This is a genomic window from Pseudomonas sp. PSE1(2024) (assembly GCF_050990555.1).
Classification (GTDB): domain Bacteria; phylum Pseudomonadota; class Gammaproteobacteria; order Pseudomonadales; family Pseudomonadaceae; genus Aquipseudomonas; species Aquipseudomonas aphyarum.
This window is the reverse complement of the sequence record NZ_CP158967.1, coordinates 3,243,982-3,256,638: the sequence shown is the minus strand read 5'-3', so window position 1 is coordinate 3,256,638 and position 12,657 is coordinate 3,243,982. Positions and strand designations below refer to the sequence as shown.

General features: G+C 62.6%; 10 protein-coding genes. 4 read left to right on the top strand and 6 right to left on the bottom strand.

Going from position 1 to position 12,657, the window contains the following annotated elements:
* Genes fdhE through fdnG form a run of 4 tightly spaced genes read right to left on the bottom strand, consistent with a single transcriptional unit; the run spans position 1 to position 5,596 of the window.
* Complete coding sequence (gene fdhE, locus ABTV87_RS14660) at positions 1–927, bottom strand: formate dehydrogenase accessory protein FdhE (RefSeq protein ID WP_433897796.1); 927 nt, start codon at positions 925–927, stop codon at positions 1–3.
* Between the two features lie 3 nt (positions 928–930).
* Complete coding sequence (locus tag ABTV87_RS14655) at positions 931–1,584, bottom strand: formate dehydrogenase subunit gamma (protein ID WP_064381623.1); 654 nt, start codon at positions 1,582–1,584, stop codon at positions 931–933.
* Entirely contained in the window at positions 1,581–2,516 is a 936-nt protein-coding gene (gene fdxH / locus ABTV87_RS14650; RefSeq protein ID WP_236188551.1) for a formate dehydrogenase subunit beta, read from the bottom strand. The genes ABTV87_RS14655 and fdxH overlap by 4 nt, the downstream gene beginning before the upstream one ends.
* Before the next feature lie 14 nt (positions 2,517–2,530).
* Positions 2,531–5,596 carry a formate dehydrogenase-N subunit alpha gene (fdnG, locus tag ABTV87_RS14645; protein ID WP_433897795.1) on the bottom strand — a complete coding sequence of 1,022 codons (3,066 nt, stop codon included), beginning with the start codon at positions 5,594–5,596 and terminating at the stop codon, positions 2,531–2,533.
* 309 nt (positions 5,597–5,905) lie between these two features.
* Between fdnG and ABTV87_RS14640 the strand changes: the two genes are divergently transcribed.
* The 4 genes from ABTV87_RS14640 (at position 5,906) to ABTV87_RS14625 (ending at position 10,221) form a co-directional block, all read left to right on the top strand.
* Positions 5,906–7,054, top strand: a complete 1,149-nt coding sequence (locus tag ABTV87_RS14640; protein WP_433897794.1) for a MalY/PatB family protein — start codon at positions 5,906–5,908, stop codon at positions 7,052–7,054.
* A gap of 95 nt (positions 7,055–7,149) precedes the next feature.
* Positions 7,150–8,007, top strand: a complete 858-nt coding sequence (locus ABTV87_RS14635; RefSeq protein ID WP_007951408.1) for a glucose 1-dehydrogenase — start codon at positions 7,150–7,152, stop codon at positions 8,005–8,007.
* 90 nt (positions 8,008–8,097) lie between these two features.
* Entirely contained in the window at positions 8,098–8,709 is a 612-nt protein-coding gene (locus ABTV87_RS14630; RefSeq protein WP_085603717.1) for a Yip1 family protein, read from the top strand.
* A 48-nt stretch (positions 8,710–8,757) separates the two neighbouring features.
* Complete coding sequence (locus ABTV87_RS14625; RefSeq protein WP_258711720.1) at positions 8,758–10,221, top strand: cation:proton antiporter; 1,464 nt, start codon at positions 8,758–8,760, stop codon at positions 10,219–10,221.
* Here the strand turns inward: ABTV87_RS14625 and ABTV87_RS14620 are convergent.
* Together ABTV87_RS14620 and ABTV87_RS14615 are read right to left on the bottom strand one after the other, a co-directional pair.
* Positions 10,120–10,656 (bottom strand): hypothetical protein, encoded by a 537-nt coding sequence (locus ABTV87_RS14620; RefSeq protein ID WP_007951411.1) that lies wholly within the window; start codon positions 10,654–10,656, stop codon positions 10,120–10,122. The genes ABTV87_RS14625 and ABTV87_RS14620 overlap by 102 nt on opposite strands.
* Before the next feature lie 73 nt (positions 10,657–10,729).
* On the bottom strand, positions 10,730–12,649 hold the full coding sequence (locus tag ABTV87_RS14615; protein WP_258711719.1) for a hybrid sensor histidine kinase/response regulator: 1,920 nt from the start codon (positions 12,647–12,649) through the stop codon (positions 10,730–10,732).
* Between the last annotated feature and the right edge of the window lie 8 nt (positions 12,650–12,657).

The following is a 12,657-nucleotide window of genomic DNA, read 5'->3' as shown; positions in this document are numbered from 1 at the left end:
TTATTCGTCGCCGGGTGCCAAAAGCAGATTTGGCGCCAAGCGCTGATAACCGTCCTGAGCCAGGCGCATGTCGAGCAACAGACTGCCCAGATCCGCCGACAGCGCCTCGCCCTCCCCGTCGTTCTCCAGATACAGCAACTTCAGGTAGCTGTTGCAGCCCGGACAGACTTCGGCGCGCAACGGCGCCTGATTGGCGGCGTGGCGGTCATCCTCGAGGCTCAGGTATTCAAGCCCTTTGCTCTGCTCGCAATACACGCACTTGACCCGCACCACATGCCATTCGCAGGCGCACAGCGAACACACCAGATAACGCAGGCCGTTGTGCTTGCCGCGATGGCGGATCACCCCCACCATGGCCGGCGAACCGCAGGCCGGGCACTGGCTGAGGCTGTCGCCGGGCGTCAGTTGCAGGTTTGGAACGCTGAGCAGCCAGTGACTCCACGCCGCTTGCAGCGCCGCCCCGAGAAACGGCACCAGCGCCGCCGGCACCAGCGAATACTGGCCGCTGACCAGCGCCACGGCCCAGGCACGCAACTGGCCGGGGTTGGCTATGCGCAGCGTGGTCACGGCCTCGACCACCGCGGGTTGTTCGGGGGCGAAATAACGCTGGAGCAAGGCCTCTAGATACAGCTGCCAGATGTCCTCGCGAATCAGGGTGTCGGCGGCGAACGGTGGCATGCCGTGTTGCCGGCAGACTTCCAGCCGCTGTTCATCAAGCGGCGCGGTCGAGGGCGGATCATCGAGGATCTGCTGCTGGACATGGCACAAACCGGCGATCAAGCGCAGGTAATCGGCCAGCGGATGCTCTTCGGCCAAGCGTTCCAGACGCTGGGCCCGCAGCATGAACAGGTTGTGCGGCGGCAGGTGCAGAAACGGCGGCGAACTGGCCGCCGCTTCGATTTCTCCGGGTTCAAGGATGGTTGGCAAACGTCAGCCCTTTTTCGTGACCGGCCGCTCTGGCGGATCTTGGCTTTCCACCTCGCGATACCAGAGTGCATGGTGTTTCCTGGCCCAGGCGCGGCTGACCCAGCCGTGCATCATCGCGTCCACCGAGCCCTTGATCCAGATCCCGGCATAGATGTGAACGATGATGCTCAGGATCAGCACAAATCCCGCCAGTGCGTGCAGCAACATCGCCCAGCGGATCGTGGTGATGCCGAAGTAATGACTGAAATACGCGCGCCAGATCACCAGCCCCGTGAACAGCAATCCGAGCATGCACAGCAGTAAAGTCCAGAACAGCAGCTTTTGCCCGGCGTTGTACTTGCCCACCGCCGGCACGGTTTCCTCGTCGTTGACCAGCACCCGGTCAATGCGTCGCAGCCACTTCCAGTCGTTGTCGATGAAGAAGTTCGAGCGCCAGAAACGAAACACCAGGCCAAGGAAGAACACGAACATCAGCACGCCCATGAACGGGTGCAGGATCCGCGTCCACGGCCCGCCGCCAAACAGGTGGGTCAGCCAGAACATCGACGGATGAAACAGCGCCAGCCCCGACAGCCCGGCCATGAAGAACAGAATCGCCACCAGCCAGTGATTGGTGCGCTGGTTGGCGGTGTAGCGCAGTATCGTCTTGTTGCTCATGGCCGGCCCTCCCCGCGTGGGTCGAAGGTGTGCACCGCCGGGTCGACAACGTGCACCGAGGTGTCGGGCGGTTCGGGATGTTCATCTTCCTCGACCCGGTTCGGGCCGATCCGCACGTAATGGAAGAACCCGGCCAGCACCGCCGCGCCCATGGCCAGCAACGCCAGCGGTTTGCTGATGCCTTTCCACAGACCTACCAGCGGGCTGATCTCTGGGTTGTCCGGCAGACCGGCGTAGATTTTCGGGGTGTCCGCGTGGTGCAGCACGTACATGACGTGGGTGCCGCCGACGCCTGCCGGGTCATACAGGCCGGCATTGTCGAAGCCACGGCTTTTCAGGTCGACGATGCGTTCGGCAGCGTGGGTTTTCATGTCGTCCTTGGTGCCGAACACGATCGCCCCGGTCGGGCAGGTTTTCACGCAGGCCGGTTCCAGCCCCACCGCCACCCGGTCCGAACACAGGGTGCATTTGTAGGCCTTGTGATCCTTCTGCGAAATGCGCGGGATGTTGAACGGGCAACCGGTGATGCAATAACCGCAGCCGATGCAGTGGTCCTGATCGAAATCGACGATGCCGTTGGCGTGCTTGATGATCGCGCCGGGGCTGGGGCACGCCGCCAGGCAACCGGGCTCGGCGCAGTGCATGCAGCCGTCCTTGCGGATCAGCCATTCGAGGTTGCCGGCGTCGGTTTCATGCTCGGTGAAGCGCATCAGCGTCCATGAATCGGCGCTCAGATCCTGCGGATTGTCGTAGGTGCCGTGGTTGTGGCCGACCTCGTCGCGCAGCTCGTTCCATTCCGAGCACGCGACCTGACAGGCCTTGCAGCCGATGCATTTGGTGGTGTCGATCAGCTTGGCCACCTGTTCCTGGCCGCGTATCGAAGGCGCCGGGGTCGTGGTGGCCGAGCGGGCAATGATGTCTTGGCTGGCCATCTAAAGATTCTCCATCAGAGCTTCTCCACGTTGACCAGGAATGACTTGGATTCCGGGGTCTGTGTATTGCCATCGCCGAGGAACGGCACCAGGGTGTTGGTCAGGTAACCGTGGCGCGTCAGGCCGGTGAAACCCCAGTGCAGCGGAATGCCGATCTGGTGCACCACCTGATTGTTGACCTGCAACGGCCGGATCCTTTTGGTCACCACCGCCACCGCCTCAATGAACCCGCGCTTGCAGCTGACCCGCACCCTGTCGCCGGCAGCGATGCCCTTCTCCTTGGCCAGCACTTCGCCGATTTCCACGAACTGCTCGGGTTGGGCAATCGCGTTCAACTTGCAGTGCTTGCTCCAGAAGTGGAAATGCTCGGTCAGCCGGTAGCTGGTCGCTGCATACGGGTAATCCTTGGCCACGCCGAGGCTGTCCCACACCGAATCGAAGATCCGCGCCGCCGGGTTGCTGGTGGCTTTCTTGTTGTCCGGGTGCAGCGGGTTGATGCCGATCGGCGTTTCGAACGGCTCGTAGTGCTCGGGGAATGGCCCTTCGTTCATCTTGTCGACGGCGAAGAACCGCGCCACGCCTTCGGGGTTCATGATGAACGGGTTCATCCCGGCTTCCGGCGGCACGTCGGCCTTGTAGTCCGGCACGTCGGTACCGCCCCACGTCTTGCCGTTCCACCAGACCAGGCGTTTTTTCGGATCCCACGGCTTGCCCGCGACGTCCGCCGAGGCGCGGTTGTACAGAATCCGCCGATTGGCCGGCCAGGCCCACGCCCAGCCCTGATGCTGATGCATGCCGTACGGGTCGTTGTTGTCGCGGCGGGCCATCTGGTTGCCGGCTTCGGTCCAGCTGCCGCAGAAGATCCAGCAGCCGGACGCGGTGCTGCCGTCATCCTTGAGCTGGGCGAACCCGGCCAGTTGCGAATTGCCCTTGATCGCCGCACCTGTGGCGTCGGTGAAGTCAGTGGTGGCGTAGCCGTTGACCTCTTTGGCGATCTCTTCCGGCGAGGGTTCTTCGGCGATCTTGTACGGCCACGACAGTTTCAACAGCGGATCGGCGAACTTGCCGCCCTCGGCCTGATAGCGCTCACGCAGGCGCAGGAACAGCGCACTCATGATCTGCACGTCAGTGCGCGCCTCGCCGGGGCCGTCGGCACCTTTCCAGTGCCATTGCAGCCAGCGACTGCTGTTGACCAGCGAGCCGTCCTCTTCGGCAAAACAGGTGGTCGGCAGGCGAATCACTTCGGTCTGGATGTCGGCGCTCTTCACATCGTTGAATGGCCCGACGTGTTCCCAGAACTGCGAGGTTTCGGTGGCCAGCGGGTCCATCACCACCAGCCATTTGAGCTTGGCCAGTGCCGCCATCACCCGGTTCTTGTCCGGCAACGCGGCGATCGGGTTGAAGCCCTGGCACATATAGCCGTTGACCTTGCCCTGCCCCATCAGATCGAACACCTTGAGAATGTCGTAGTTGGGGATGTCGAGTTTCGGCAGATAGTTGTAGGCCCACTGGTTCTCGGCGGTTGCATTGGCGCCGTACCAGGCTTTCATCAGGCTGACATGGAACTTGCTGTAGTTCTGCCAGTAGGACAATTGCCCCGGCCGCAGTGGTACTTGCGTGCGTTTATGGATGTAGGCCGCGTAATCCTGCTCGGCGTCGGTCGGCAAGGTCAGGTAACCCGGCAGCGCGTTGGACAGCAGACCGAGGTCGGTCAGGCCCTGAATGTTCGAGTGTCCGCGCAAGGCATTGACCCCGCCGCCGGGCATGCCGACGTTGCCGAGCAACAGTTGCACCATCGCCGCGCTGCGGATGATCTGCGAGCCGATCGAGTGCTGGGTCCAGCCCAGCGCATAGAGAATGGTCATGGTCTTGCCCGGGGTCGAGCAAGTGGCGATTTCCTCCCAGATTTTCTGCATCGCATCGACTGGCATGCCGCAGATCTGGCTCGCCAGGTCGATGTTGTAGCGGCTGTAATGCTGCTTCATCAGCTGATAGACGCAGCGCGGGTCCTGCAGGGTCGGGTCGACTTTGACGAAGCCGTCCTCGCCCAGTTCGTAACCCCAGGTGGATTTGTCGGTGTAGGTGCGTTTGGCCGCGTCGTAACCGGTGAACAGCCCGTCCTCGAAGCCGAAACCGGCTCTGACGATGAACGACACGTCGGTGTAGTTGCGCACGTATTCGTGCTGGATCTTGTCCTCGGTCAGCAGGTAATTGATCAGCCCGCCCATGAACGCGATGTCGCTGCCGGTGCGGATCGGCGCGTAGTAATCGGCCACGGACGCGGTCCGGGTAAACCTCGGATCGACCACGATCAGCCGCGCGGCGTTGTGCGCCTTGGCTTCGGTCACCCATTTGAAGCCGCAAGGATGGGCTTCTGCTGCGTTGCCACCCATCACCAGGATCAGATTCGCGTTGGCGATATCGGTCCAGGTGTTGGTCATGGCTCCACGGCCGTACGTCGGGGCAAGACTTGCCACCGTCGGACCGTGTCAGACACGCGCCTGGTTATCGAACCCCAGCATGCCGAGACTGCGCACCACCTTGTGGGTGATGTAGCCCGCTTCGTTGGACGCTGCCGACGCCGCGAGGAATCCGGTGGTCAGCCAGCGATTCACCGTCTGCCCCTGAGCGTTCTGCTCGACGAAATTGGCGTCGCGGTCGGCCTTCATCAGGTCGGCAACGCGGTCGAGGGCTTCGTCCCAGGTGATCCGGGTCCATTCGCTGCTGCCGGGCTTGCGCACCTGCGGGTACTGCAAGCGGCCGGGGCTGTGAATGAAGTCCAGCAGGCCCGCGCCTTTCGGGCACAGGGTGCCGCGGTTGACCGGGTGGTCGGCGTCGCCCTCGATATGGATGATGTTTTGCGCAACGTTCTTCGCGGCATCGCCCTGGCTGTACATGATCAAGCCGCAACCGACCGAGCAATACGGGCAGGTGTTGCGGGTTTCATGGGTGTGGGCAAGCTTGAAGTGGCGCACCTGCTCGGCGAAGGCCTGCGTCGGGGCCATGCCCAACGCGCCCAGGCTAGAGCCTGCAAGGCCGATACCGGCGACCTTGAAGAACTGACGACGGCTGAGATCCATCGTGCACTCCTGATCAGGTGGAACCCGGTACTGGTGCCGGGTTTGTTCTGGACAATCACGGTTGCGGCACACGAGTGCCGACCTTTTCACTGTAGACAAAGCCCCCGCCGCCTGTGTGAAAACCGACCGTCGGCCACCCCTCGGTCATAAGTCAGCCCAAACCTTGTGGGAGCGAGCCTGCTCGCGATGACGGTGGTACATCCACATTCGTAGCGCTTGGTCTGACGCTATCGCGAGCAGGCTCGCTCCCACAGGGGATGGAGGTTTATCATCGCCGGCACGACCCATCTCCGCCTTCAGAGACCGCGCATGACTTTCGATTTTGATCAGGTATTCGACCGCCACGACACCGGCAGCACCAAGTGGAGCCGCTACCCGGCCGACGTGTTGCCGATGTGGGTCGCTGACATGGATTTCGCCGCGCCGCCGGTGGTCATCGAGGCGCTGCAACAACGCCTGTTGCACCCATTGGTTGGCTACAGCGTGGCCCAGGACAATCTGCGCGAGGCCATCGTCGCCGACCTCTGGAACAAGTTCGCCTGGCGGGTCAAACCGCAGGAGCTGATCTTCCTGCCAGGTGTCGAATCGGGTTTCAACATGGCGCTCAAGGCGCTGGTGCAACCGCAGCAGAACGTCGTGGTGCAAACCCCGAACTACCCGCCGCTGCGCCATGCACCGGGCCATTGGGGGCTGAACAAGGTCGAGCTGGAATTCAACGCCCAGGCCGACGGCACCTACGCCACCCCGCTGGACGCACTGCGTGAATCCCTGACCGGTGGCGGCGCCCTGCTGCTGAGCAACCCGCACAACCCGATCGGCAAGGTCTTTGGCCGTGAAGAACTGCAAGCGGTGGCGGACATCTGCATGGCGCAGGATGCCTGGATCATCTCCGACGAGATCCACGCCGAGCTGTGCTACGACGGCCGCGTACACATTCCGACCGCCTCCCTGAGCCCGGAAATCGCCCGGCGCACCATCACCCTGATGTCGGCGAGCAAGGCCTACAACATTGCCGGCCTCAAGACCTCGTTCATGATCATCCAGGACGCCGCCCTGCGCGAACGCGTCAACCACGCCCGCTGCGGGATGGTCGACAGCGTCAACCCGCTGGGCATGGAAGCCACGCGCGTGGCCTACAGCGAGGCCGGCCCATGGCTTGAAGCGCTGAAACACTACCTGCAAGCCAACCGTGACTGGCTGGTGGACGCCGTGCGCAACCGCTTGCCCGGCGTGACCATCAATGTGCCGCAAGGCACGTATCTGGCCTGGCTCGACTGCTCGGCGCTGGATCTGGACGACCCGCAGAAATTCTTCCTGGACCACGCCCGCGTCGGCCTCAGCCCGGGCCTGGATTTTGGCGATCACAGCCAGCAGTTCGTGCGCCTGAACTTCGGCTGTCCGCGTTCGATGCTGGAAGAAGGCATTGCGCGAATGGAGCAAGCCCTCAAGTCCCGGTAATCAAGTCAGGGCGAACCCAAGCGTCAATCCGATCGAACTCAGCGCAAACGGGCCGGGTCAACCGGCCTACCTGCCCTGAGACCCGGAGATTGACGATGACTGACTATCCAAAACCCCCGTTCCCGAAACAGGCGCAAGCGGTTCCTGGCTCCCAGCGCAAGATGGAGCCCTACCCCGATTGCGGCGAGCAAAGCTACACCGGCTCCGGTCGGCTGGCCGGCAAGATCGCCCTGATCACCGGCGCCGACAGCGGCATCGGCCGTGCGGTGGCCATTGCCTTCGCCCGCGAAGGTGCCGATGTGGCGGTTGCCTATCTGAATGAACATGAAGATGCCAAGGAAACCGCGCGCTGGGTCGAGCAGGCCGGCCGCCAGTGCCTGTTGCTGCCCGGTGATATTGCCCAGAAAGCCCAATGCCAGGCGTTGGTGGACCAAACCGTCGAGCGCTTCGGCCGCATCGACGTGCTGGTCAACAACGCGGCCTTCCAGATGACCCACGAAACCTTCGAGGAGATTCCCGACGACGAATGGGTGATGACCTTCGACGTCAACATCACCGCGATCTTCCGCCTGTGTCAGGCCGCCATCAAACACATGGGCCCCGGCGCTTCGATCATCAACACCAGTTCGGTCAACTCGGACATGCCCAAACCCACCCTGCTCGCCTACGCCACCACCAAAGGCGCCATTGCCAATTTCACCGGCGGACTGGCGCAGATGCTCGGCCCGCGGGAGATCCGCGTGAACTGCGTGGCACCGGGGCCGATCTGGACGCCCCTGATCGTCTCGACCATGCCGGATGAGGAAGTGCAGAACTTCGGCGAGCACACGCCACTCGGGCGGCCCGGCCAGCCGGTGGAAGTCGCGCCGATCTACGTGCTGCTGGCGTCGGATGAAGCCAGCTACATCACCGGCCAGCGCTATGGCGTGACCGGCGGCAAACCGATGCTCTGAACCGTCTGCCGAAAAAAGTGAACCGCTGGGCAAGACGGCCTCTCCATACCTTCATGGCCCGTTCGGGTTGCGAGAGATCAGGAGGTTGTCATGTCCGCACCTATCGTCAAGCTCTTCACCCAGCCGAACTTCGCCTGGACCGACATCCGCCGCGAAGAAGAGGCGCATCCGCGTCATTACCTTGCTCACCTGTTGTTGCTGGCCCTCGTCCCGGCGGTGTGCCTGTTCATTGGCACCACCTATGTCGGCTGGAGCCTGGCTGTGGGTGAAACCGTCAGGCTCAGCAGTGCCAGCGCTTTGCAGCTGAGTGTCCTGCTCTACATCACCATCGTGGTTGGCGTGGCGATCATCGGCGGATTCATCCGCTGGATGTCGCGCACTTTTGATGCCCGGCCGACGCTCAATCAGTGCATCGGTTTCGCGGCGTACACCGTCACCCCGTTTTTCCTTGCCGGTCTCGCCGGCCTGTACCCGAGCCGCTGGCTGGCGGTGCTGGTGCTTGGCGCGGCCTCGATCTATTCGACGTTTCTGTTGTTCGTCGGCCTGCCGACCTTCATGCACGAGCGCAAGGAACAGGGTCTGCTGTACTCGGCCAGCGTCTGGGGTGTCGCGCTGCTGGTGCTGGTGACGTTGTTGGTGTCGATGATTCTGCTGTGGTTCAACGTGCTGACGCCGGAATACCTGCGCACACCTGTGAGCTAGGCCGGTCATGTCGCGGCGGCATCCAACCGGCGCGGCGGGCCGCCCGTCGTGACCTTCATCATTTGGGTCGCCGTACTCGGCGCCGTGCTGCTGACCCTCGCACTGACGTCGTCGTACCTGCGCTGGATGCCGGTGACGACGTCGGCGGTGTGTCTGTTGCTGGGTATCGGCATCGGTCCGGTCGGGCTCGATCTGCTGGAATTGCCGTTGGATAAAGCCTCTAAGTGGATGGAGCACCTGACAGAAGTCGCGGTGCTGTTTTCCCTGTTCGTCTGCGGTTTGAAGCTGCGTTTGCCGTTACGCGACAAGCGCTGGCGGATCGCATTCGGCCTGGCGGGGCCGGTGATGGTGCTGACCATCATCGGCGTGTGCCTGCTGTTGCACTTTGGCCTGCACATGCCGTGGGGGCCTTCGTTGCTGATCGGCTCGATCCTCGCCCCGACCGACCCGGTGCTCGCGGCGCTGGTGCAGGTCAACGATGCGCGGGACGTCGACAGCGTACGGTTCGGCCTGTCCGGTGAGGCCGGGCTCAATGACGGGATAGCCTTTCCCTTCGTGATCCTCGGCCTGTTACTGCTGAACGGTGAAGGTTTTGCCGCCGAATGGCCCGACTGGGTGCTGCGCAGCCTGCTCTGGGCCGTGCCCGCCGGATTGCTCTGCGGTTACTGGATGGGCCGCGGCATCGGCCGCCTGACCTTGTCACTGCGCATCCGCAACGATGACAGCACCCTCAGCCCCAACGACTATCTGGCGCTGGCGTTGATCGCGCTGGCCTATGTGGTGGCCGAAGCCATCGGTGGCTACGGCTTTCTGTCGGTGTTCGCCGCCGGACTGGGATTGCGTCAGGAAGAGGTCAAATCCACCGGCGCCCACCAACCGCCCGCCGAGCATCTGGTGCAACCGGTGGTCGGCCATCAGAACGTCGAGCCGCAACACGCGGTACACGGCGATACCGAACGACTGGAAGACAGCCAGGTGGCCGCCGGCATCATGATGGGCGACATGCTCGCCTTCGGCGGTCTGGTCGAGCGGGCGATGGAGGTGTTTCTGGTCACCCTGCTGGGCGTGGTGCTGGTCAGTCACTGGGACTGGCGGGCGCTGCTGGTCGGCGGCGTGCTGTTCTGTGTCATCCGCCCGGTCTGCGTGGGGTTGATGCCGTGGGGATCGCTGCTCGCGGGGCGCCAACGGCTATTGATCGGCTGGTTCGGCATTCGTGGCATCGGCAGTCTGTTCTACCTCTTCTATGCGCTGAACCATGGGCTGGGCGACAGCGTGGCCACGCTGTGTACCGACCTGACCCTGTCGGTGGTGGCGCTGAGCATTCTGCTGCACGGCGTCAGCACCCAGCCGATTCTCGCCCGCTACGAGCGGCGTCAAAAACCGGGCAAACCCGAAGAGCACGGTGGTACTTCAACTGCCCGGGTTGGTCACCTGAATGTAGAAGGCATAGCTGCCGAGCAACATCCAGAACGTGGCAAAGATCCACGGCGTACGAATGGAAAACAGCAGTGACTTGCGATACCCCTTGTGGCTCGACTCCATTTCGCTGAACAGCGGCGATTCGTCATACGCCAGGCCCATCAGGGGTTCGCTGCGCAGCAATTCACTCTGCTTGAAATGCCAATGATCGATGATGTCGTAGGCGGCACGAATCCCCGGCCAGGCATTGAGCGAACTGAGCAGGCCGAGCAAGGCCAGAAACGGTGGCACCACCAGGGTGAACAACTTGCCCCACTCGGGGTTGAGGTTGGCCATGCAGGACGCGAAGGCAATCACCAGAAACGATTGCGCCGCCAGGTAGGCGTCGGTGCGGTTGGCCAGGATGCTGGTTTCGTACTGGATTTCCCGTCGGTAGAAATCCAGCCGCTCCTTGGGTGAACCGAACATTTTGGCGTTATGTTCGTTCAGGGTCTCTTCGGCGGTCGGTTGGGTCAATATGCGTGGCACGATGGAACGCTCCGAAACAAAGCGTTTGGAGGCGCCACGTCTCGGACAAGTTCAGCCCGATTGTGCCCCCGGTTCACTTCATCGACTGGGCAATGATCTCTACAAGATTCAGCTGATTGAACGGTTTCGACAGTCGCGGCAAGCCCGCTGCAAAACCTTCGAGGCGCTCGGCATAACCGGTGGCGAGGATGATCGGCAGATCCGGCTTGAGCAGGCGCACGGCATGAGCCAGTTGCGCGCCGCTCATCTGCGGCATGGCCATGTCGGTGATCATCAGATCGATGACCTCGCCCTGATCGAACAGCTCCAGCGCCTGGGCACCGGAGGTGGCGCTGATCACGCGATGGCCGAGGTCTTCCAGCAGCAGGACCGTGCTGGTGCGCACCAGACTGTCGTCGTCCACCACCAGTACGCTGAGGCGCGGCACTGTATCGGTGGACACCATCGGGCCAAGCGGTTTGGCGACAACACCGTCGATAGCCACCGGCAACCACAGTTCAGCGGTGGTGCCCTGCCCCTGGGTACTTTTCAGAATGAAGCGGCCACCCAGTTGCTCGATGAAGCCATGGACCATTGACAACCCCAGCCCGGTGCCCTTGCCCAAGCCTTTGGTGGTGAAAAACGGATCGGTCGCCGACGCCAGCGTTTCAGCGTCCATGCCCTCACCGGTATCGGTCACCCTCAAGCAGACATAGCGTCCTGCCGCCATTGTCGAATCGTGCTGTTCAAGCACCACTTCGGGTTCGGCACTGATGGTGACGCTACCGCCCTCGGGCATGGCGTCACGGGCGTTGGTCGCCAGGTTGAGCACCGCAAGCTCCAGTTGGTTGCTGTCGGCCAGCACCGCTTGCAGGTCTTCGGGAAACTGCGTTTCGATGCGAATCCCCGGCCCCAGTGAGCTGCGCAACAGCCCGGTGATGCCCTGCACCAGTTTCGGGATTTCAATTGGTTCGGTCTTGAGCTCCTGACGCCGGGCGAAGGCCAGCATGCGTTGGGTGAGCGACACGCCGCGCAACGCGCCCTGCGTGGCGTTCTCCAGCAGACGGCTGACTTTAGGGTCGTCGCCCACGCGTTTGCGCACGATTTCCAGGTTGCCGAGAATCACCGTCAGCAGATTGTTGAAGTCATGTGCGATGCCGCCGCTGAGTTGGCCGATAGCCTGCATTTTCTGCGCCTGGAACAACGCTTCACGGGTTTTCTCCAGAGCCTGTTGCGCCTGGGTAGCCTCGGTCACGTCGCGGGTGATCTTGGCAAAACCGAGCAAGGTGCCGGTGTCGCCGCGAATCGCATCGACCACCACATGCGCCAGAAACCGCGTGCCATCCTTGCGCAGGCGCCAGCTCTTGTTCTCGAAACGGCCCTCGCGGACCGCGGTTTCCAGGGCACGCTGGGGTTCACCGGCCTCACGGTCTTCCGGGGTGTAGAACATCGAGAAATGCTTGCCGATGACCTCATCCGGCTTGTAACCCTTGATCCGCTGGGCACCGGGGTTCCAGTTGGTCACCCGGCCTTCGGGGCTGAGCATGTAGATCGCATAGTCGGTGACACCCTGCACCAGCAGACGAAACTGTTGTTCGCTCTGCTTGAGGGTTTCTTCGGCCATCTTGCGGTCGGTCAGGTCGCGGGTGATCTTGGCAAACCCGAGTAGTTGCCCGCTCGGGCTGAAAATCGGATCGATCACCACGTGGCACCAGAAATGCGTGCCGTCCTTGCGTACCCGCCAGCCTTCACCCTCGAACCGGCCCTCGCGGATCGCCGTATCCAGCGCCCGTTGCGGTAAACCGTTGGCACGGTCTTCATCGGTGTAGAACCGGGAAAAGTGTTCGCCGAGGATCTCCGCCTCTTCGTATCCCTTGAAGCGCTTGGCGCCCGAGTTCCAGCTGGTAATGATCCCCTCGGGGTCGATCATGTAGATCGCATAATCAACCACCGCATCGATCAGCAAACGAAAGCGCATCTCTTCGATCGCAGCGGACTTCTTGTTCTCGCTCATCAGGCTTG

What these genes read in the sequence shown, in the direction of transcription:
- ABTV87_RS14640 (WP_433897794.1), top strand. Translation starts at nt 5,906, where the DNA reads ATGACTTTCGATTTTGATCAGGTATTCGACCGCCACGACACCGGCAGC.
- ABTV87_RS14655 (WP_064381623.1), bottom strand. Translation starts at nt 1,584, where the DNA reads ATGAGCAACAAGACGATACTGCGCTACACCGCCAACCAGCGCACCAAT.
- fdxH (WP_236188551.1), bottom strand. Translation starts at nt 2,516, where the DNA reads ATGGCCAGCCAAGACATCATTGCCCGCTCGGCCACCACGACCCCGGCG.
- ABTV87_RS14615 (WP_258711719.1), bottom strand. Translation starts at nt 12,649, where the DNA reads ATGAGCGAGAACAAGAAGTCCGCTGCGATCGAAGAGATGCGCTTTCGT.
- ABTV87_RS14630 (WP_085603717.1), top strand. Translation starts at nt 8,098, where the DNA reads ATGTCCGCACCTATCGTCAAGCTCTTCACCCAGCCGAACTTCGCCTGG.
- ABTV87_RS14635 (WP_007951408.1), top strand. Translation starts at nt 7,150, where the DNA reads ATGACTGACTATCCAAAACCCCCGTTCCCGAAACAGGCGCAAGCGGTT.